Raw genomic sequence first — 20,574 nt, 5'->3', positions numbered from 1 at the left:
CGGAAAGGCTTACTTCACGTTGGCCAGCATCCAGTCGACCGTGGCGTGGATCTGCTCTTCGGTCAGGGCCGGGTTGCCGCCCTTCGGGGGCATGATGCCGCCGTCCGGACCGGTGAAGCCTTCGATGGCGTGCTTGTACAGGGTGTCCTTGCCCTTGGCCGCGCGCGCGCCCATGCCGGCGGCGGTCAGCATCGGGGCATTGCCGGTGCCGTTCTTGTGGCAGGCGCCGCACAGGTTGTCGAAGATGACCTGGCCGTCGGTGGTGCCACCGTAGGCGACCTGCGAGGAGGCGGCCGCGGCGGCGGCAGCCTGCGCGGCGGCCTGGGCTGCGGCACCGGTGGCGCCGGCATACACCGCGCCCGACGGGGCGATGCGGCCTTCGGTGCGCTTGGCGGCCTGCGGGTTCACTTCCGCCGGGATCGAGGAGTGCAGGAAATGCGCACCGATGATCAGGCCGAGGGTGACCACCACCAGGAAGCCGATCACCATCGAGAAATGCTTCAGGAATTCGAGGTCGTAATTACGCACTTTCCACCTTTGGCAGCACGGCGGGAAACCGTGCTTGGCTACGAAAAACGGGGGAGCCGGAAACCGTCACCGGACGGATTCGCGGACAGATGCCGGGCGCGGGCGCCCGAGGCAAGGCGCCCATTATAAGCAGGGTGGCCGGTCTTGCCTCAACCTGCGGGGCTCAGGGGCACCAGTAGGTGCGCACCGGCGCCGGGGCCTGGCGCAGGACCGCGGCGACCGGCGCCTGCGGGGTGGCGTCGGCCAGCGCGGCGTCCAGCACGTCCCGCTTGGCGGTCCCTTCGATATGCAGGTACAGGTGGCGGGCGGCCAGCAGCACCGGCAGGGTCAGGGTGACGCGGGCCTCGCCGGCACCGGGGGCGCGCATCGGCAGCAGCCGCGCGGCCGAGCCCGGATCCAGCGCCGCGGCCAGGTGATCGCCGCCGGGAAAGAATGAGGCGGTGTGCCCATCGGTGCCCATGCCCAGCACGATCGCGTCGAACGCCGCCGGCAGGCTGGCGAAACGCCGCTCCAGCTCGGCCAGGGCATCTTCCGGTTCGGGCGTGTCGCGGAACAGCGGCAGGAAATGCGCCGCCGCCGCCGCGCCGCGCAGCAGGTGCTCGGCCAGCAGGCGCGCGTTGGAACGATCGTTGTCCGGCGCCACCCAGCGTTCGTCGACCAGGGTGACGGTGACCTTGTCCCAGTCCAGCGGTTGCTCCGACAGGCGTTGCAGGAACCGGCGCGGGGTGGTGCCGCCGGACAGCGCCAGCAGCGCGCCGCCACGGGCCTCGATCCCGGCGCGCAGATCCGCGGCGACGGCCGCGGCCAGCGCACCGGCCAGCGCCTCGCTGTCGGAGAAGGTGATCAGGTCGGTCGGGACGGGGGAGAGGGGGGAATTCGTCACGCGCTTACACCGTGTCCTCGTGCCAGGTCCGGCCATCGCGCTCGACCAGCGCGACCGCCGCGCTCGGTCCCCACGAACCGGCGGTGTACGGCTTGGGTGTCTCGCGCTGGTTTTCCCACGCGCCCAGGATCGGGTCGATCCACTTCCATGCCGCCTCGACCTCGTCGCGGCGCATGAACAGGGTCGGATTGCCGCGCACCACGTCCATCAGCAGGCGCTCGTAGGCTTCCGGCTGGTGCACGCCAAAGGCCTCGGCGAAGCTCATGTCCAGCGGCACATGCTGCAGGCGCAGGCCACCCGGGCCCGGGTCCTTGATCATCAGCCACAGCTTCACGCCCTCGTCCGGCTGCAGGCGCAGGACCAGCTTGTTGCCCATCACCGGGCCGGCGCCGTGCTCGAAGATCGAATGCGGGATCTGCTTGAACGCGATCACGATCTCGGAGACGCGCTCGGGCAGGCGCTTGCCGGTGCGCAGGTAGAACGGGACCCCGGCCCAGCGCCAGTTGTCCACTTCCGCCTTCAGCGCCACGAAGGTCTCGGTGCGCGAATCCTCGCGCCCGAGTTCGTCCAGGTAGCCCGGCACCGCCATGCCGTTGACCGCGCCGGCGCGGTACTGGCCACGCACGGTCATGTGGCTGATCTCGTCGGCGGTGATCGGGCGCAGCGAACGCAGCACCTTCAGCTTTTCGTCGCGCACGGCATCGGCTTCCAGTGCCGCCGGCGGTTCCATCGCCACCATGCACAGCAACTGCAGCAGATGGTTCTGGACCATGTCGCGCAGCGCGCCGGAGGTGTCGTAATAGGTCGCGCGCTTCTCCAGGCCGACCGTCTCGGCCACGGTGATCTGCACGTGATCGATGTGGTTGGCGTTCCACAGCGGTTCGAACAGGATGTTGGCAAAGCGCAGCGCCAGCAGGTTCTGCACCGTTTCCTTGCCCAGGTAATGATCGATGCGGAAGATCTGGCTTTCCGCGAACGCGCTGCCGACCGCGTCGTTGATCACCGTCGCGCTGGCCAGGTCGTGGCCGATTGGCTTCTCGATGACCACCCGCGACTGGCCGCCGTTGAGGCCGTGCGCGCGCAGGCGGTCGCACAGGTTCACGAACAGGCTGGGGCTGGTCGACAGGTAGAACACCCGGATGCGATCGCCCTGCGCCTTGAGCGCGGCGGCGAATTCCTCCCAGCCCTCGTCCTTGGTCGCGTCCAGGGCGTGGTAGCCCAGCTTGTCCAGGAACGCCGGCAGCTTGGCCTTCAGCGCCTCGTCGTTGCCGGCCACGCGCTGCAGGGCTTCGCCCACCTTGGCGCGGTAATCGGCGTCGGTCTGCTTGTCGCGGGCCACGCCGATGATCCGGCTGTCCTCGCGGATCTGGCCATCGGCGTAGCGGCGCAGCAGGCCGGGCAGCAGCTTGCGCAGGGCCAGGTCACCGGTGCCTCCGAAAATCACCAGATCGAAGGGGTCGACGGGCAGGGTCTTGGCGGTCACGTCGTCATCTCGTTCGCTTGTCAGGTTGGGAGGAACAATACCACCGGGCTACCACGCTGACCAATGAATCAGGCCAATGTGACCATTTGTCGGCTGATATTGCCTTTATTGGTACGTGAGTGGTATGTTCTTGCTCATGCAAAAAGCCCTGTTCGATGAATACCATCGCCTGCAGACCGGTGAATCCACCCGCGCGGTGGCCTACCTGCGCCTGCGCCGCGCCCTGCAGAACCTGATGGACGCCGGCGTGCTGCGCTCGGGCCAGGCCCTGCCCAGCGAACGTGATCTTGCCAACCTGCTGGGTCTGTCCCGCGTGACGATCCGCAAGGCACTGGCCGGGCTGATCGAGGCCGGCCTGCTGGTGCAGCGGCAGGGCGCCGGCACCTTCGTCGCCGAACGCATCCTGCGCCAGTTCTCGCGCCTGACCAGCTTCACCGACGATCTGCGCGAGCGCGGCCTCAATCCACAGGTGAAGTTCCTGGAGCGCAGCGTTGGCGAGGTGACCCCGGAAGAGTCGATGGCGCTCAACCTGTCGCCGGGCAGCGGCGTGGTCCGCATGTATCGCCTGCGCCATGTCGACGGCTCGCCGATCGCGATCGAGCGCACTTTGGTGCCGCTGTCGTTGCTGCCGGATCCGGAGAGCGTCACCACCTCGCTGTACGAGGCGCTCGACGCGCACGGCAACCGCCCGCGCCGCGCGCTGCAACGCCTGCGCGCGGTCGCGCTGGACGAAGAGGCCGCGCGCCACCTGGAGCTGCCGGTCGGCGCGCCCGGCCTGCTGGTCGAACGCCGCGCGTTCCTGGAAGACGGCCGCGTGGTCGAATCCACCCGCTCCTACTATCGCGGCGACGCCTACGACTTCGTCGCCGAGCTGCAGAGCGAGTAGTCGCCGGCACGGCTTTCCGCGCCGGCCGCGCCGCGCCGCCGGCATCGACGACGGGCTTCGTCGCGTCGTGGCGGAGGACCTGCATCCGCCCCCGCCGCACGCTGCACTACGCCGCAATCGCAGTCGCTGGACAAGGACGTGGCCCCGTTCGCCGACGCGGAAGGCCGCCACCCGCGGGTCAACCCGATCACCCGCGAAGCGTATCCATACCTGCTGGAGGCGATGCCGCATCGCCTCTGGGAGGACGCGTACCGCTGGCGCCGGACAGTGGCCCGCGCGAGTCGCCGCGCAGGCACCTGCGCCCGCATCACGAAACGCTGCGCCCGCGTTGCGGTCGCTATACTCGCGGCCCTCACGGAGGACGCGATGAAACGGCAAGGACGACGAGACGCGATCGGGTTGCGGTTGGCGGGCTTGATGCTGCTGGCCGTCGGTTTTCCCGCGTCGGCATGGCCGGCAGATCCGGGTGGCGCCGTTCGCACGCTGCCGTCGCAGGTGCGGGAAGACGTGAACGATATCGCCCGGCAACTGCTCAAGGTACGCGATGACGACGTGGAGCTCGCGTGCCCCAAGGCGGTGGAGAACGCGCGCTGGGGCGTGGAGACCATGCTGGAGGTCGGCGAACGCAACCTGCAGGATGGCTATCTGGGCCGCGCGGACTACGATCGCATGGCGGCACCGCTGAAAACGCGGCTGGAAACCCTGACCCTAGCGGACTGCGAAAACGCCACCGGCGCGCGCCGCGAGTTCTATCGCTGCATGTCCAGCGACTACAACCACGTGATGGCCTGCGCCACCGCCCACGAGTAAGCGAAGCCTTCGCGCACACGCTCGCATTCCCTGCTCGCCGGATGCGTTGCGATCGAAGCGTCCGATGGCTTTGTACCGATCCAAATCCGTCGGCTTCACCACCAAAGAAATACCAATCGCGGGATTGGTGCATCGCACGATGCAAACATGACTCCATTGCGTAATCTGACAGCGCTGTCATCACTGGCGGGACGCGGGACTTCCGGCGAGTGATGCCACGATTCCGCCCGTCGCGTGCCGGGTGGCTCCACTGGAATGCGCGACGGGCCGCCCTCCACGCGACCTCCGCGTTACCGTGGACCCATCGCGCGACGACGCGCCATCCATCGCCACGGGAGTCCGTAGTGGAATTGTCCTCGCTCGATATCGGTATCGTCCTGGTCTATCTGGCCGGCATCTTCATCCTGGCGCAGTGGGTGTCGCGCGAGAAGGGCGGCCACCAGAAGGACGCCAAGGACTACTTCCTGGCGAGCAAGTCGCTGCCGTGGTGGGCGATCGGCGCATCGCTGATCGCGGCCAACATCTCGGCCGAGCAGATCATCGGCATGTCCGGTTCCGGCTATGCCATCGGCCTGGCGATCGCCTCCTACGAATGGATGGCGGCGTTGACGCTGCTGATCGTCGGCAAGTTCTTCCTGCCGGTATTCCTGCGCAACGGCATCTACACCATGCCGCAGTTCCTGGAACAGCGTTACGGCACGCGCATCCGCACCCTGATGGCGGTGTTCTGGCTGCTGCTGTACGTGTTCGTCAACCTGACCTCGATCATGTGGCTGGGTTCGATCGCGGTGAGCCAGGTGACCGGCATGGACCAGATGCTCGCGTTGACCCTGCTGGGCGTGTTCGCGCTGGTGTACCAGCTGTATGGCGGCCTGAAGGCGGTGGCGCTGACCGACATCGTGCAGGTGTCGCTGCTGGTGCTGGGTGGCCTGCTGGTGGCCGGCCTGACCCTGAGCCACATCGGCGAGGGCGCGGGCGTCGTCGCCGGCTTCCAGAAGCTGTGGACGCAGCACCCGGAACACTTCGAGATGATCCTGAGCAAGGACAATCCCTTCTACAAGGACCTGCCGGGCATCAGCGTGCTGATCGGCGGCATGTGGATCATGAATGTCAGCTACTGGGGCTTCAACCAGTACATCATCCAGCGCGCCCTGGCCGCCAAGGACATCGCCGAGGCGCAGAAGGGCGTGTTGTTCGCCGCCTTCCTCAAGCTGCTGATGCCGGTGATCGTGGTGTTGCCGGGCATCGCCGCGGTGGTGCTGGCGCCAGGGCTGGACAAGCCCGACCAGGCGTATCCAACCATGATGCGCCTGCTGCCGACCGGTATCCTTGGTCTCGTGTTCGCCGCGCTGGTGGCGGCGATCGTCGCGTCGCTGGCCTCCAAGATCAATTCGGTGGCGACCATCTTCACCCTCGACTTCTACGCCAAGTCGAAGAGCCAGCCGAGCGAGGCGCGGCAGGTGAAGGTGGGCCGCATCGCCGCCGCGGTCGCCGTGCTGCTGGGCATCCTCGCCGCACGGCCGCTGCTGGGCAGCTTCGACCAGGGCTTCCAGTTCATCCAGGAATTCACTGGCTTCTTCACCCCGGGCATCGTGGTGATCTTCGTGCTCGGCCTGTTCTGGAAGCGCGCCAACGAGGCCGGCGCGCTGGCCGCGGCGCTGGGTTCGGTGCTGCTGTCGGCGGCCTTCTTCTGGGCCCAGAAGACCGGTCTGTACCTGCTGCCGTTCATGGATCGCGTCGGCATCGTGTTCCTCGCGGCGCTGGCGCTGGCGGTGGTGGTGTCGCTGGCGACCGCGCGCGCCGAGGGCAAGGATTTCATCCGCACCGACGACGTCGACTACCGCACCCCGGGCGTGTTCAACATCGGCGCGGTGGGTGTGGTCATCATCCTGATCGCGCTGTACACGATCTTCTGGTGATCCGGGAGGCCGGGCTTGCCCGGCCTACGACGCGGAAGCGTCGACTCGAACTTCGAATCCGGTTCACGGGCGCATCTGGAGCAGGTTGGCCGAGACTCGCGTCGCTCCCGCAGGGACGGCCGATGACCGGAAGCGGGCTTCAGCGCTTGCGGCGTGGCGCGGCGATGGATTCGCGCAGTTCCAGGCTGTACTGGACCGGCACCATCCGGCCCGCATCGGGATCGCGGATGTTGTTGAGCAGTTCCAGGGTGGCCATCCGGCCCATGTCGCGGGTCGGCTGGCGGACCGTGGTCAGCGCCGGAAAGATATGGCGCGAGATCGGCGTATCGTCGAAGCCGCACACGGAAAGATCCCGCGGCACGCTCAGCCCGCGCAGGCCCGCAACCCGAATCACCCCGGCGGCGGTGTCGTCGTTGGCGGCGAAGATCGCGGTCGGCGGATCCTTCAGATCCAGCAACTGGTTGGCGCCGTGAACGCCGGATTCGAAGGTGAACGCGCCGTCCACCACCAGCTCCGGATCGAAGGCGATGCCGGCCCGCTCCAGTGCGTCGCGGTAGCCGGCGAACCGCCAGGCGCAGGCACCGTGCGCCTTGTGGCCCTTGATGTGGCCGATGCGGCGATGGCCGAGCGCGACCAGTTCGGCGATCAGATCGCAGACCGCGGCATGCTCGTCCACGGTCACCCCGATGCGGCCGCGGCGGCTTCGCGGCGAAATGCTGGCGAAGGGGATCTCGTGTTCTTCCAGTTGCGCCAGCAGGGCCTTGTCATCGGTCAGCGGCGGAATCAGCAGCACCCCGTCCAGGCCGAAGTGCTCGACCAGCGAGGTGATGTCGGCCGTGTAACCGCGCTGGCCGAAGGTGACCGGGGCCAGCACCAGGGTGTAGTGCTGCGCCCGGCACGCTTCCAGCACGCCGCTCTGGATTTCCATCAGGTAGTTGCGTGACGGATTGTCGTAGGCCAGCGCGACTACGTAGGAGCGCTGGCCGGCCAGGCTGCGCGCCGACGGATTGGGACGGTATTGCAGGCGGGCGACGACCTCCTCGACCCGGCGCCGGGTCTCCTCGCGCACGTTGGGCTCGTGGTTGAGCACGCGCGACACCGTTTTCATCGAAACGCCGGCGGCGGCGGCCACGTCCTCGATCCGAATGCGCATGGCGCTGGGGTTCCTTCACCTCTTCCAGGACGTCATTCTGCCAGAGCGCGCGGCGCCGGCCTTGCGCGCCGCGTCACGGCGCCTCCGGCGTCCACACGAACGTCGCCAGGCTGCGCGCCGGCAGGGTGTAGCGCAGGACCTGCTCGCCCTGTCCGACCGAAAGGCGGCGGGCGCGGCGGCTCGAGTTGGTCACCACCAGCACCAGCGACCCGTCGTCCTCGTTGCGGAACGCGACGTGGTCCAGGTCGCCGCCCTCGCCCTCGGAAGCGATGCGGCGCGCGCCCGGACGGACGAAGCGGCTGGCGTGCGCCAGCGCGTAGTACTCGTCGGTGCGGCTGACCGCGCCGGTCGCCGAATCGATGGTCACTACCCCGCGGCAGGTGTCGCAGCCGCCCGCGTGCGGACCGCCGTCCTGGTCCAGCGCGAGGTTCCAGAACAGCACGCCGCGCGCCCAGTTGCGGGTCGCGCCGATGACCTGCTCGCGTGCCTGCAGGGTCAGGCCGCCGCTGATGATCGGCTCCCAGTCGCCACCGGAGCATTCGGTGAGGTAGGCATCCTTGTCGGGAAACGCCTCGTGGACCGGCGTCTGCGCCTCGACCTCGCCGCCATAGCAGTGCCAGGCGATCGCCGACACGTACTTGCCCGCGGCCGGATCGTTCAGCACGCCCAGCGGTTCCTGCGGCTTGTCCCAGTTGTGGTCCCAGTCGAAGATCTGCGGTGCGTCCTTGCGGGTCGCCAGCAGCGGCCCCAGGTGATCACCGATGAGGCGCGCGCGTGCCGGCGCGTTCAGGCGCATGCCGGGGTAGTCCTTGGGCTCGAAGTCCGGTTCGTTCTGAACAGTGAGCGCGAAGATCGGAATGCCCTCGGCCGCATAGGCATCCACGAACTTGAGCAGATAGCGGGCGAAGGCGTCGTAGTACTCCGGGCGCAGGGTGCCCTGGATCAGGCTGTTGTTCGATTTCATCCAGGCCGGCGCGCTCCAGGGCGAGGCCATCACCTGGAGTCGGGGATTGATGGCCAGTGCGGCGCGGGTCACCGGCACCACGTCGCCGCGATTGGGCTCGATGCTGAAATGCTCCAGGTCCGGATCCGGCTGGTTGCCCGGCGGATCGTCCAGGCTGTAGTGGTGGCGCGAGAAGTCCGAGGCGCCGATGGTCAGGCGGGTGAAGCTCAGGCCCAGTCCGCCGTTCTCACGGCCGAACAACTCGCGCAGCAGGGCGTCGCGTTGTTCCGGCGACATGCGGTGCTGGATGAGCCACGCGGAGGAATCGGTGATCGAGGCGCCGAAGCCGACCATCTGCTGGTAACGCTGCTCCGGATCGACTTCGATGTGCAGGCGCCGCGCCGAATCGTCACCGAAGGCCACCGGCGCCTGTGCCTGCAGCGCCTGCCGGTGATCGCTCGTGGTGATCCAGACCTGTGCCCGCGGTCCCGCGTATGCGGCGCCGGCCAGGCCGCCGGCGAGCAGCGTCGCGAACAGGGTGGACGTGGTGAGCGGCTTGCGCCAGCGGATGATGTTCATCAATGGAGTTCTCCCTCGGTTCGCGGTGGCGAAAAAAGCGCCAGATATCCGCGCACTTTCAATGTTGCGTTGCAGCGATCGCGCCGCGTGCCGCAGGCCATGCGTCAACAATGGCGGCGATTGTCGCCAGGAGGCGTAACGCCATGTTGACAAGTCACATTGGGCGACAGTATGACAGCGCTGTCAATACTGGCTGGAGAGGGCCGCATGACTCATCACGCACACACATCGGACGCCACCGGCGTCCAACGTCGCTTCGCCCCCCGCAGGCACCTGCTTGCCTCCGCCTGCGCATTGGCACTGGTTTCCACGTTCGCGGCCCATGCCCAGGATGCGCAGCAGGGTCAGGCCGCGGAAACGCAGCAGAACCAGGACATCAGCACCCTCGACAAGGTGCAGGTGACCGGCATCCGCGGCAGCATCGCGACCTCGATCGATACCAAGAACGAGTCCAGCTCCATCGTCGAGGCGATTTCCGCCGAGGACATCGGCAAGCTGCCTGACGTGAGCATCGCCGAATCGATTGCCCGTCTGCCGGGCCTGGCCGCGCAGCGCGTCAATGGTCGCGCCCAGGTCATCGCCATCCGCGGCCTGGCGCCGGACTTCGCGGCAACGCTGCTCAACGGCCGTGAACAGGTCACCACCGGTGACAACCGTGGCGTCGAGTTCGACCAATACCCGTCCGAGCTGATCAACGCCGTGACCGTATACAAGACTCCGGACGCCAAGCTGATTGGCCAGGGTCTATCCGGTACGGTCGATCTGCAGACCATCCGCCCGCTCGAATACGGCGAACGCCGGATCGTGGTCAACGCGCGCGGCGAGAAGAACTCTTTCGGCCGACTGAACTCGGGTGTCAGCAACAGCCTGGGCAACCGTTTCAGTGCGTCCTACATCGACCAGTTCGCCAACAACACCATCGGCATCGCGCTGGGTTACGCGCACCTGGACTCGCCGTTCCAGGAAAAGCACTACAAGGCCTGGTGGTGGGGTGGCTCGGCGGATTGGTTCCCGGCCGATGGCATTCCCGGCAAGCCCGCGGGCGCTGAAATGCTGATGGGCGCCGAAGCCTGGGCGCGTTCCAGCGACCAGATCCGCGATGGCCTGATGGGTGTGTTCGAGTACAAGCCCAACGAGAACTTCCATAGCATCCTGGACCTGTACTATTCCAAGTTCGACCAGAAGGAGACGATGCGCGGCATCATGTGGAGCCAGGATCCGTGGACCGGAAACGGCGTCACGATCTCGAATCCGTCCGTTGTCCGCCGGGGCAACGTGGACATCGTCACCGGCGGCAACCTGACCAACATCGAGCCGGTCATCCGCAACGATTACAACCGCCGCCAGGACGACATGTTCTCGGCCGGCTGGAAGAATATCTGGCACTTCGCGGAGAACTGGACCGCCCAGGCCGATCTGAGCTATTCCACCACGGAGCGCGAGCAGAGCATCGCCGAGACCTATGCCGGCATGCAGACCGTGGGTGCGGGCGGCGTGATCAGCCCGGTGCTGGACACGTTGACCTACAGTTCACCGTTGAGCTCGGAGTTCGCCCGCTTCTCGTTCGGACGCAACTACGCCGACCCCTCCTCCGTGGTGCTTAGCGATCCGTCCGGCTGGGGCCGTGATGGCCGTATCGAGATGCCGCATCTGGAAGACACCATCAAGGCGGCCCGCTTCGAGCTGCGTCGCGATTTCGAATCGGGCCCGTTCACCGGCCTGGATGTGGGCTTCAACTTCAGCCGTCGCGAAAAGGAAAAGACCTCCTACGTCTACTACGCGAACCTGAAGAACGGGCGCATCCCGATCACGCTCGACAGGGATGTTCTGGTCGCGCCCACCAATCTGGGTTTCGTCGGCATTCCGCACGTGTTGTCGTATGACGTCAACGAAGCGCTGAGCCGCTACTACGACATCGGCCTGCAGATGGACCAGAACGACTTCCAGAAGGACTTCTCGGTGACCGAGAAGGTCAAGACCTTCTACGCCAAACTGGACATCGATACGGATCTTGGTGAGCGGGTGCGCCTGCGCGGCAACGTAGGCGTGCAGTACATCAAGACCGATCAGTCCTCGCGTGGCTTCAACGTCGCCAGCGTCAACAATCTCGGCGCGGTCGAAGCAGGCACGGATTACGATGACCTGCTGCCCAGCCTGAACCTGGTCGCAGACTTCGGAGACGGCTGGTTCCTGCGCTTCGGCGCCGCCAAGACCCTCGCGCGCGGCCGCATCGATGACATGCGGGCGGCTTCCAACGCCAGCGTTTCCCCGACCACGCGGCAGTGGAGCGGCAGCGGCGGCAACCCGTACCTGGAGCCGTGGCGCGCCAAGGCGGCCGATCTCTCGCTGGAGAAGTATTTCGGGCCCGCCAGCTACGTAGCCCTCGCCCTGTTCTACAAGAACCTGGACAACTACATCCGCAGCAACACGGTCGAGTACGACTTCACCGGTTACACGAACCCGGATCCGACCATCGTGCCCGTTTCCAACATCGGCCAGTTCAGCACGCCGGTGAACGCGGAAGGCGGCTATCTACGCGGCGTCGAGCTGAGCACGGCGATTGACTTCGGCATGTTCACCCCGGCGCTGGACGGCTTTGGCGCGCTGTTCAGTGCGTCCTACACGGAGAGCGACATCAATCCGGGCAACACCACTTCGACCGTCGCGGCGCTCAACCGCTTGCCAGGCCTGTCGCGCGACGTCGCCAACCTGACCCTGTACTACGAAAAGAACGGCTTCTCCGCGCGTGTCAGCGAGCGTTATCGTTCGGAATTCCGTGGCGAGATCTACAACCTGTTCTTCTCGCGTGCTTACACGACGATCCTGGCGGACCGCCAGACCGACCTGCAGCTCAGCTATGAGTTCCCGGATGGCAGCAACATGGCGGGCATGTCGTTCCTGTTCCAGGTCAACAACCTGACCAACTCGCCCTACCGTACCGTGCAGGATTCGGAGTTCGGCGGTGGCGCGAGCCAGCCGCTGGAGTACAACGAGTACGGTCGCCAGTTCATGTTGGGCGTGAGTTACAAGTTCAACTGATGCAAATCCGGCCGGCGGTGCCCGAAAAGGTTCCGTCGGCCGCCGATGCTGTGCACGGCGGAGCGATCCGCCGTTTTTTTCTTTGAACCGTCCGGAGGACAAGACGTGAAAATCCGTGATATCGCACTCCTGATCGGAGTCTGCCTGGCGATGGGACTGGCGGCCTGCGCCAAGCAGGGACCGGCCGCCGCCGATCAGAAACCCGCCGAACCGGCGAAGCTCGCCGACTGGCCGCGGCTGAAGAGCGCCGTGGCGCAGGATCCGGCCCTGGAAGCGCGTATCAAGGAAATCCTGGCCTCCATGACCCTGGCCCAGAAGGTTGGCCAGATGACCCAGGCGGAGATCAAGTCGATCACGCCGGAGGAGGTCCGCAAGTACTACATCGGTTCGGTGCTCAATGGCGGCGGCTCCTGGCCGGCCAAGAACAAGCATGCCGACGTGAAGGACTGGCTGGCCCTGGCCGACGCCTACTATGCGGCGTCGATGTCGACCGACGCCAAGGTGCCGGTGCCGATCATCTGGGGCACCGACGCGGTGCACGGTCACAGCAACGTGTTCGGCGCGACCATCTTCCCGCACAACATCGGTCTGGGCGCCGCGCACGATCCGGCACTGATCGAGAAGATCGGCGCGGCCACCGCGCAATCCACCCGCGCCACCGGCATCGGCTGGGCATTCGCACCGACCGTGGCCGTCGCGCAGAACGCGCGCTGGGGCCGCACCTACGAAAGCTATTCCTCGGAGCCGGCGCTGATCCGCGAATACGGCGCCGCCTACGTCAAGGGCATGCAGGGCACGCTGAAGGGCGACGCCAACGTGGTGGCCACCGCCAAGCATTTCATCGGCGATGGCGCGACCGACAATGGCAAGGACCAGGGCAATTCGACCGTGGCGCTGGGCGACATGATCAATGTCCACGGCCAGGGGTACTACGGCGCCATCGAAGCCGGCGTGCAGACGGTGATGGCCTCGTACAACAGCTGGAACGACGTCGCCGCCGGCAAGGACTACGGCAAGATGCATGGCGCGAAGGATCTGCTGACCGGCGCGCTGAAGGACAAGATGGGCTTCGACGGCTTCATCGTGTCCGACTGGAACGGCATCGGCCAGGTGCCCGGATGCAGCAATGCCAGCTGCGCCGCGTCGATCAACGCCGGCATGGACATGATCATGGTGCCGGACGACTGGAAGGCGTTCATCGCCAACACCATCCAGCAGGTCGAGAGCGGCGAGATTCCGCTGGCCCGCATCGACGACGCGGTGACCCGCATCCTGCGGGTCAAGCTGCGCGCCGGGCTGTTCGAGCGCAAGCCGTCCGACAGTCCGCATGCGGGCAAGCCCGAATCGCTGCGACATCGCGAACTGGCCCGACAGGCGGTGCGCGAGTCGCTGGTGCTGCTGAAGAACGAGAACGCCGCGCTGCCGCTCAAGCGCAACCAGCGCGTACTGGTGATCGGCAAGAACGCCGACAGCGTGCCGAACCAGGCCGGTGGCTGGTCGCTCACCTGGCAGGGCACCGACAACAGCAATGCCGATTATCCGAACGCGGACACGCTGCTGGCCGGCATCCGCGAAGCGGTGGGCGATGCCAACGTCACCGTCCGCGAATCGGCCGAGGGCGTGGATCCGGCCAGCTTCGACACCGTCATCGCGGTGATCGGCGAGACGCCCTATGCCGAGATGATGGGCGACATCCTGCCGTACCAGACCGTCGCGCACAGCCAGCGCCATCCGGAGGATCTGGCGGCGCTGAAATCCGCCGCGGCCACCGGCAAGCCGGTGGTCACGGTATTCCTGTCCGGACGTCCGCTGTTCACCAACGACCTGATCAACCTGTCGAGCGCCTTCATCGCCGCCTGGCTGCCGGGCACCGAGGGCAAGGGCGTGGCCGATGTGCTGTTCGCCGGTGCGGATGGCAAACCCGTGCATGATTTCCGTGGCCGCTTGACCTTCCCGTGGCCGGGCGATGCCTGCCCGGCGCCGTCGAACCATCCGGATCCGAAGAAGCCCGCGCAGTTCGGACTCGGCTATGGCCTGTCCTACGCAAAACCCGGTCAGGTCGCCAAGCTGGCCGAAGCCGCGCCCGCGACCTGCGGCGAAGCCACCACGGTGGCGGTCTTCAACCTCGCCGACGCCGGGCCGTACGCGCTGCACCTGTCGGCGGCGGGACAGGACCGCGCGCTCGGCGCGGACCTCAACCAGACCATCGAATGGCCGCAGGACAAACCCGCGCTGCGCGTGCGCACGGTCCAGGTCAACACCCAGCAGGATGCCAAGGAAGTCACCTGGCTGGCGCCGGCACGCTTCTATGCGCGCAGCGCGGGCGGCACCAGCATGGCCTCGATTGCGCAGGACAAGGGCGTGCTGCTGTTTGACGTGAAACTCGCGCAGGCCCCCAAGGGCAAGGTTACCCTGCGCTTCGGCTGCACCCAGGGCTGCGGCGAGGGCATCGATCTGGCGCCGCTGCTGGCCGGCTACAAGCCCGGTGACAAGCACACCGTGAAGGTGCCGCTGTCCTGCTTTGCCGATCGCGGCGCCAACCTGGGCGGCATCGACATGCCGTTCGCAATCGACGCCGATGCACCGTTCTCGGCCGCCTTCACCAACATCAAGGTGATGGCCGGCGCGGCGGATGATGCCGATGCGGTGAAGTGCGGAAAATAGCCACCGCGTGTGACCTTGCGGAACGGGAGATGTCTTCGGATCGTCCCCCGTTCCATTTCCGTTGCCGTCCGCCATCGTCATTGCCGGCGATGGCCGGGATCCATTCGCTGCGGCATTGAGTGGCCCTGAGTCCTGAAGCATCGCGCTGGAATGATGACGACGGGGGGTCTTGAATATCCCTGTTTCCCGTCATCGCCGTCATCGCCCGTCCTCGTCATCCCGGCGAACGCCGGGATCCATTGGCCGTGGCGTTGAATGGCTCCGAGCCTTGAAGCATCGCGCGGAAATGGATTCCCGCTTGCGCTGGAATGACGACGACGGGGGGTCTTGAATATCCCTGTTTCCCGTCATCGCCCATCCTCGTCATCCCGGCGAACGCCGGGATCCATTGGCCGTGGCGTTGAATGGATCTGAGCCTTGAAGCATCGCGCGGAAATGGATTCCAGCTTGCGCTGGAATGACGGGCGCTGGTTATGGCGCGCCGGCGTGGACCGGTATGCAGCGCCGGTTGGTTAGAGTTTTCTGGCCCCCCGGAAATGCGCCTCAATCTGCTCCAGCGTCCGCCCCTTCGTCTCCGGCAGCAGGAACGCCGCCACCAGGAAATACAGTACGGTGCAGGCGGACCAGAAGAAGAACATGCTGGCGTAGCCGTAGTGGCCGACGGTGGGCAGGAAGATCGCCGCGATGGTGGTGGAGACGAACTGGTTGATCAGCAGGGCGATGCTCATGCCGTTGGAGCGGATGCGGGTGGGCATCAGTTCCGACAGTGCCAGCCACACGCAGACGCCGGGGCCGACCGCGAAGAACGCGACAAACACCAGGATGCAGGCCGCGACCGCCCAGCCATGCGTGGGCGACGGCACCGGTCCGATGCTGGCGCGTTCGATCACCAACGGCGCCCGCATCGCCGCGGCGGGATCCGGGAACGGATTCAGGTGCAAGCGGCGGAAGAACGCACCGATGACGCTGTCGGCCTGCACGGTCTGGTCGCGCAACAGGATCAGTTCGGGTACGCCGGCCGCATCGCTGCGCAGCGAACGCACGTTGCTGAAGCCGCCATAGGCGTAGGCGATGGTCAGCTGTTGTGGTCCACTCCCGCCATCGACACCCAGGCGGCGCCACTGCGCGGTGTCCAGTTCCAGCCTCAGCGCGTCGCCCGCGACCTGCGATTGCAGCAGCGGCGAAACGTCACGCTCGCTGCGCTCGGCGCGGACGAACAGCAAGGCCGCGGCCAGCAGCGCCACCGCGATGCCGCCGCTGCCCAGCATCAGCAGGAACTTGCGGCCCTTGCGATCCACCAGCACCAGCGCGACCACCGTCATCACCGCGTTGAGCACCTTGATGGCGACATCGGCGCCATTGGCGACCGCGCCGGGCAGGCCGGCCTGGTTGAGGATGTTGACCGCATAGGCCAGCACCGAATTGATGCCGGTGGCCTGGGTGAAGGCGAGCACCGCGCAGGCCAGCAGGAACGGCCAGACGTAGCGACGGCTGAGCAGGCGATCGCGCTCGTGCTCACCCCGTGCTTCTTCCGGTGCCCGCATGCGTGCCAGTGTCGTTTCCACTTCACCGGCGGGAACGGTCCGGCGCAGTGCGTCGCGTGCGCGTTCGGTCCGTCCGCATCGCACCAGCCAGCGGGGAGACTCGCTGAGCAGCAGCACGCCGGCGGTGAATACCATGCCGGGCAGCAGGCAGCTCCAGAAAATCGTCCGCCAGGCGTGATCCTTCGCCGCGAACAGCACGCGCTGCTGTTCGGCGGCGGCCAGTCCACGCACCGAGGCCTCCGCCGCGTCCACCGCGTGCGCGTGATACAGCCCGATCACCGCCGCCAGCACCAGCCCGATGGTCAGCAGCAGCTGGAACATCGCCGCGCCGCGTCCGCGCCGTTCCGGTGCGAGCACCTCGGCCAGGTACAACGGCACCACCACGCCGATCAGCCCGCCGCTCACGCCCTGCAGCAGGCGACCCAGCAACAGGGGCGTATAGCCCGAGGCCAGCGCCATGATCGGAATGCTGAGGGTGAACAGCAGGCCGGCGAGGAACATCGCGCCGCGCCGACCGATCAGATCCGCGATGGCGCCGGCGAACAGCGAGGACAGCACGCTGCCCAGCAGCACCGCCGCCACCACGAAACCGAGTTGCTGGCTGGTCAGGTGCCAGCTGACGGTGGCGGTGGCTTCCAGGTAGGGCAGCGCGCCGGCGATGATGCCGATGTCGATGCCATAAAGCAGGCCGCCCATGCCGGCGATGAACAGCAGGTAGCGCACCTGCCAGCGTGGCGAGGCATCGCGGGCGGACGTGGCCAGGGTGGCGGAGCTGTCGTTCATTCGGAAACCGGTCCTGTCGATGCGTGCGCGCAGGGCGCGGGAAGCACCGGGCGCGAACGCACCGGCGCGGGGAGCGGAGAGGGAATCAGGCCAGCGGAATCTCGTCGCCTTCGACGAACACCTGTCGTACCTGCAATTGCGCGTCCAGTACCACCAGATCCGCGTGCGCACCGGCTTGCACGCGACCGCGATCGGACAAGCCCAGATAGTCGGCCGGATAGCGGGAAAGGCGATTCGACGCGTCGGCCAGATCCAGTCCCAGCGAGACCAGGTTGCGCAGCGCCTGATCCATGGTCAGCGCGCTGCCGGCCAGCGAACCGGCCGCCAGGCGCACGCAGCCCAGGCACTTGAACACCCGCTGCGAACCCAGCGCGTATTCGCCGTCGGGCATGCCGGTGGCGGCGGTGGCGTCGGTGACGCAGTACAGGCGCGGAATCGCGCGCAGCGCGGTGCGGATCGCGCCGGGATGCACGTGCTTCAGATCCGGAATCAGTTCCGCGTACTCGGCGTGCGCGAGCGCGGCGGTGGCGATGCCCGGGTGATAGTGATCCACGCCGGTCATGCCGTTGAACAGATGGGTGAAGCCGGCGGCGCCGGCTTCCAGCGCGGCCACGCCGTCCTCGTAGCTGCCGGCGCTGTGGCCCAGCTGCACGCGGATGCCGAGTGCGGCGAGTTGCGGAATCAGCGCCTGGTGCCCGCCGATTTCCGGTGCCAGGGTCAGCACCCGGATCGGCGCCAGCGCGTGCAGGCGGCGCACCTGTTCGAGCGTGGCCTCGACCACCAGCGGCGGCTGCGCGCCCAGCCGTTCGATGCTGATGTAGGGGCCTTCCAGATGGACGCCCAGCATCCGCGCCATGCCCGGTGAGCGTTCGGCGATGGCCGGCGCCAGGCCCTGCAGCGCCTGCACGATGTCGCCCTCGTGCGCGGTCATGGTGGTGCCCAGCATGGCCGTGGTGCCATGGCGCGCGTGTGCGCGCGCCACGGTGCGCGCGGCATCGCCGCCCTGCATGATGTCCACGCCGTCGCCGCCGTGCACGTGCAGGTCGACGAAGCCGGGCAGGATCAGTGGCTCATCGGTGCCTCGGTCATCGTTGCCGGCATCCGCCACGGGATGGAGCGCACGCACGCGCTGGTCGAACCCGATGGTTCCGCGCATCCAGCCGTCGGCGGTGAGGATGCGGCCCTGCAGCGTGCGTGTCGCGGTCATGGTGGTGGCTCGGCGATGATCACCTCGATGCCCAGCCGCTGCAGTCCCTCGCGGTAGTCGTTGCTGATGCCGTCGTCGGTGATGATGGTGTGGATCTGATCCAGGCGGGCGATGCGGTGCAGGCTGACCCGTCCGAACTTGGAGGCGTCGGTCAGCACCACGATGCGGCGCGCGCGCTCGACCATGCGGTGATTGAGGCTGGCTTCGGCCTCGTGGTGGGTGGTCAGCCCGAACTGCAGATCCAGCCCGTCCACGCCCAGGAACACGGTGTCGAAGCTGTAGGTGTTGAGGCTGGCCTCGGCCTGGCTGCCGTGCAGCGACAGCGACTGCTTGCGCAGCAGCCCGCCGGTCAGCAGCAGTTCCACGCCCGGCGCGTTGGCCAGTTCCCAGGCGATGTTCAGCCCGTTGGTCATCACGGTGACGTCGCGGTGGTCGCGCAGGTGCCGCGCCAGGGTCATCGTGGTCGAGCCGGAGTCGATGATGATGTTGTCGCCGGGTTTGACCAGGCGCGCGGCATGCGTGCCGATGGACTCCTTCAGCGGATGGTTGAGCGCATCCTTCTCGTGGATGTCCTGCTCGGTCGGCGGCGTGCGCACCAGGGTGGCGCCGCCGTGGTTGCGGGTGGCCAGGCCCTGCGATTCGATGTGGGTGAGGTCGGCACGGATGGTCACCGACGACACCTCGAAGCGATCCACCAGGTCCGCGACCTGCACGTTGCCGTGCTGGACCAGCAGCTGGAGGATCTGTTGCCGGCGTTGGCGGGTGTTGCGCATGGCGGACCTGTGGACGTTCGTAAGCGGAACCGGAAGCTTACCGTTCCGAAAGCGCGTTGGCTGCGGAAGTTTCGTTTCCGGTGCGCGGACCGGCCTGGTTGCGGGCGCAGGCACGGGCGTACTCGTCCAGCCGCAGGGCGATCCGGTGCTGGATCAGCGCCAGCGGATCGGTGCCGAGGGTGCCGGTCTCGATCGCGCGCTGCTGCTCGGGCAGGAACTGGCTCAGCAGGATCATCGGCGGCACGTGTCGGCGCAGGTTGGCGACCAGCCTTTCCACCGCCGCGCGCACCTCCGGTTCGCCCCAGTAGTAGCGGCAGCGATCACTGAGCGCGTAGCGGCGCAGCAGGCGCAGCCCGGCATCGTCGCCGCTGTAGTGGTTCTGCCAGTGCTTCGGATTTTCCACCATGCAGTGGTCCAGCACGTCGGGCAGGTGCGAGCGTTCGGCGTCCGGCAGCAGTTCATCCTCGATGGCCGCCAGCGCGAACAGCGCTTCGCGATAGGCGAAGGTGGCGGCCGGGCCGACCTTGAGGATGGCGAAGTGATCCCGCACCAGCGCGTGCAGCGCCGCCTCGGTCTGGTAGTCGGTGGAATGCGCCTCGAACACGATGCGCGGCTGGGTCTGGACGAAATCCGACAGCGCGGTGGCGGCGGCCGGATCGTAGCCCTGCACCTGGCTGTGATCGAAGTCCACGCCCGGCTGCACCACCATCGCGATCACCCGCTCCCAGGCCGGCGCCAGGTCGGGATCGGCGAAGGCCTGGCGGTGGATTTCGAGCGTGCGCGCCGCGGCCGCCGGCGTGGTCACCGCCACCCCGCTTTCCAGCGAGGCCTCGCCGCCCGGCACCGGCACTTCCGTGCCGATCACGTAGACCGGCGGCGGCAGTCCGGCTTCGGCGGCGATGCGTTCGGCGATGCGGGCCAGTTCCGCCGAACGGGCGGCGACGATCTCGTCCGGCAGCGGATGCGGGTCACCGGCGCAGGACATGCTGCAATCCAGGTGGATCTTGTGGAAACCGGCGGCGACGTAGGCGGCAATCAGATCGCGCGCATGCGCCATCGCCTGTTCGGCCGGCAGCTTCTGCCACGCGTTCGGGCCCAGATGGTCGCCACCGAGGATCAGGCGTTCGGCGGGAAAATCCTGCTGTCGCGCCAGCGCTTCCACGTAGGCGCGGAACCGGGCCGGATTCATGCCGGTGTAGCCGCCGAACTGATCGACCTGGTTGGAGGTCGCCTCGATCAACAGCACCGTGTCGTAGCGCCGCGCCACCTGCATCGATGCCAGCAGCACCTGCTCGTTGCTGGAGCAGATGCTGTACAGGCCGACGTTCTCGCCTTTGCGATGCGCGGCAATCAGGGATTGGACAGCGGGCACGGAACAGC

General features: G+C 67.1%; 14 protein-coding genes. 5 read left to right on the top strand and 9 right to left on the bottom strand.

From position 1 onward, the window contains the following. Positions 1-9: 9 nt before the first annotated feature. The 3 genes from AC3DE2_RS09140 to zwf all read right to left on the bottom strand — a co-directional run bounded on the left by AC3DE2_RS09140 (position 10) and on the right by zwf (position 2,894). Positions 10-528, bottom strand: a complete 519-nt coding sequence (locus AC3DE2_RS09140; protein WP_295381350.1) for a c-type cytochrome — start codon at positions 526-528, stop codon at positions 10-12. Between the two features lie 163 nt (positions 529-691). Then, positions 692-1,411, bottom strand: coding sequence for a 6-phosphogluconolactonase (gene pgl, locus AC3DE2_RS09135; RefSeq protein WP_295381348.1), 720 nt, complete (start codon positions 1,409-1,411; stop codon positions 692-694). A 4-nt stretch (positions 1,412-1,415) separates the two neighbouring features. Beyond that, entirely contained in the window at positions 1,416-2,894 is a 1,479-nt protein-coding gene (zwf, locus tag AC3DE2_RS09130) for a glucose-6-phosphate dehydrogenase (protein WP_295381345.1), read from the bottom strand. Between the two features lie 136 nt (positions 2,895-3,030). Between zwf and AC3DE2_RS09125 the strand changes: the two genes are divergently transcribed. The 3 genes from AC3DE2_RS09125 to AC3DE2_RS09115 all read left to right on the top strand — a co-directional run bounded on the left by AC3DE2_RS09125 (position 3,031) and on the right by AC3DE2_RS09115 (position 6,509). Beyond that, entirely contained in the window at positions 3,031-3,780 is a 750-nt protein-coding gene (locus AC3DE2_RS09125) for a GntR family transcriptional regulator (protein WP_295381344.1), read from the top strand. Positions 3,781-3,918: 138 nt separating this feature from the next. Continuing rightward, complete coding sequence (locus AC3DE2_RS09120; RefSeq protein WP_488425937.1) at positions 3,919-4,590, top strand: hypothetical protein; 672 nt, start codon at positions 3,919-3,921, stop codon at positions 4,588-4,590. Between the two features lie 344 nt (positions 4,591-4,934). Beyond that, entirely contained in the window at positions 4,935-6,509 is a 1,575-nt protein-coding gene (locus tag AC3DE2_RS09115) for a sodium/sugar symporter (RefSeq protein ID WP_295381337.1), read from the top strand. A gap of 139 nt (positions 6,510-6,648) precedes the next feature. Here the strand turns inward: AC3DE2_RS09115 and AC3DE2_RS09110 are convergent, their stop codons facing one another. Continuing rightward, a complete protein-coding gene (locus AC3DE2_RS09110; RefSeq protein WP_295381335.1) occupies positions 6,649-7,662 on the bottom strand; it encodes a LacI family DNA-binding transcriptional regulator in 1,014 nt (337 codons plus the stop codon). Positions 7,663-7,735: 73 nt separating this feature from the next. After that, a complete protein-coding gene (locus AC3DE2_RS09105) occupies positions 7,736-9,184 on the bottom strand; it encodes a glycoside hydrolase family 30 protein (protein ID WP_488425935.1) in 1,449 nt (482 codons plus the stop codon). Between the two features lie 207 nt (positions 9,185-9,391). Between AC3DE2_RS09105 and AC3DE2_RS09100 the strand changes: the two genes are divergently transcribed. Together AC3DE2_RS09100 and AC3DE2_RS09095 are read left to right on the top strand one after the other, a co-directional pair. After that, the gene (locus AC3DE2_RS09100; protein WP_488425933.1) at positions 9,392-12,223 is read left to right on the top strand and encodes a TonB-dependent receptor; all 2,832 of its coding nucleotides are present in this window, start codon (positions 9,392-9,394) and stop codon (positions 12,221-12,223) included. 105 nt (positions 12,224-12,328) lie between these two features. Next, positions 12,329-14,887 (top strand): glycoside hydrolase family 3 protein, encoded by a 2,559-nt coding sequence (locus AC3DE2_RS09095; RefSeq protein WP_488425931.1) that lies wholly within the window; start codon positions 12,329-12,331, stop codon positions 14,885-14,887. 512 nt (positions 14,888-15,399) lie between these two features. Here AC3DE2_RS09095 and AC3DE2_RS09090 read toward each other — a convergent pair. From AC3DE2_RS09090 to AC3DE2_RS09075, 4 genes are all read right to left on the bottom strand, one after another. Beyond that, positions 15,400-17,214 carry an MFS transporter gene (locus AC3DE2_RS09090; RefSeq protein WP_488425930.1) on the bottom strand — a complete coding sequence of 605 codons (1,815 nt, stop codon included), beginning with the start codon at positions 17,212-17,214 and terminating at the stop codon, positions 15,400-15,402. An 85-nt stretch (positions 17,215-17,299) separates the two neighbouring features. After that, positions 17,300-18,421, bottom strand: coding sequence for an N-acetylglucosamine-6-phosphate deacetylase (locus tag AC3DE2_RS09085; protein ID WP_488425928.1), 1,122 nt, complete (start codon positions 18,419-18,421; stop codon positions 17,300-17,302). Further along, positions 18,418-19,194 (bottom strand): DeoR family transcriptional regulator, encoded by a 777-nt coding sequence (locus tag AC3DE2_RS09080; protein WP_295381318.1) that lies wholly within the window; start codon positions 19,192-19,194, stop codon positions 18,418-18,420. The genes AC3DE2_RS09085 and AC3DE2_RS09080 overlap by 4 nt, the downstream gene beginning before the upstream one ends. A 37-nt stretch (positions 19,195-19,231) precedes the next feature. Next, the gene (locus AC3DE2_RS09075) at positions 19,232-20,566 is read right to left on the bottom strand and encodes a D-tagatose-bisphosphate aldolase, class II, non-catalytic subunit (RefSeq protein ID WP_488425925.1); all 1,335 of its coding nucleotides are present in this window, start codon (positions 20,564-20,566) and stop codon (positions 19,232-19,234) included. Positions 20,567-20,574: the final 8 nt, after the last annotated feature.

Source organism: Pseudoxanthomonas sp. 68-E7, from assembly GCF_057773145.1.
The sequence above is the reverse complement of the archived record's forward strand: the minus strand, read 5'-3'. Positions and strand labels throughout refer to the sequence as shown.

What these genes read in the sequence shown, in the direction of transcription:
- AC3DE2_RS09125 (WP_295381344.1), top strand. Translation starts at nt 3,031, where the DNA reads ATGCAAAAAGCCCTGTTCGATGAATACCATCGCCTGCAGACCGGTGAA.
- AC3DE2_RS09110 (WP_295381335.1), bottom strand. Translation starts at nt 7,662, where the DNA reads ATGCGCATTCGGATCGAGGACGTGGCCGCCGCCGCCGGCGTTTCGATG.
- AC3DE2_RS09105 (WP_488425935.1), bottom strand. Translation starts at nt 9,184, where the DNA reads ATGAACATCATCCGCTGGCGCAAGCCGCTCACCACGTCCACCCTGTTC.
- AC3DE2_RS09100 (WP_488425933.1), top strand. Translation starts at nt 9,392, where the DNA reads ATGACTCATCACGCACACACATCGGACGCCACCGGCGTCCAACGTCGC.
- AC3DE2_RS09090 (WP_488425930.1), bottom strand. Translation starts at nt 17,214, where the DNA reads ATGAACGACAGCTCCGCCACCCTGGCCACGTCCGCCCGCGATGCCTCG.
- AC3DE2_RS09085 (WP_488425928.1), bottom strand. Translation starts at nt 18,421, where the DNA reads ATGACCGCGACACGCACGCTGCAGGGCCGCATCCTCACCGCCGACGGC.
- AC3DE2_RS09080 (WP_295381318.1), bottom strand. Translation starts at nt 19,194, where the DNA reads ATGCGCAACACCCGCCAACGCCGGCAACAGATCCTCCAGCTGCTGGTC.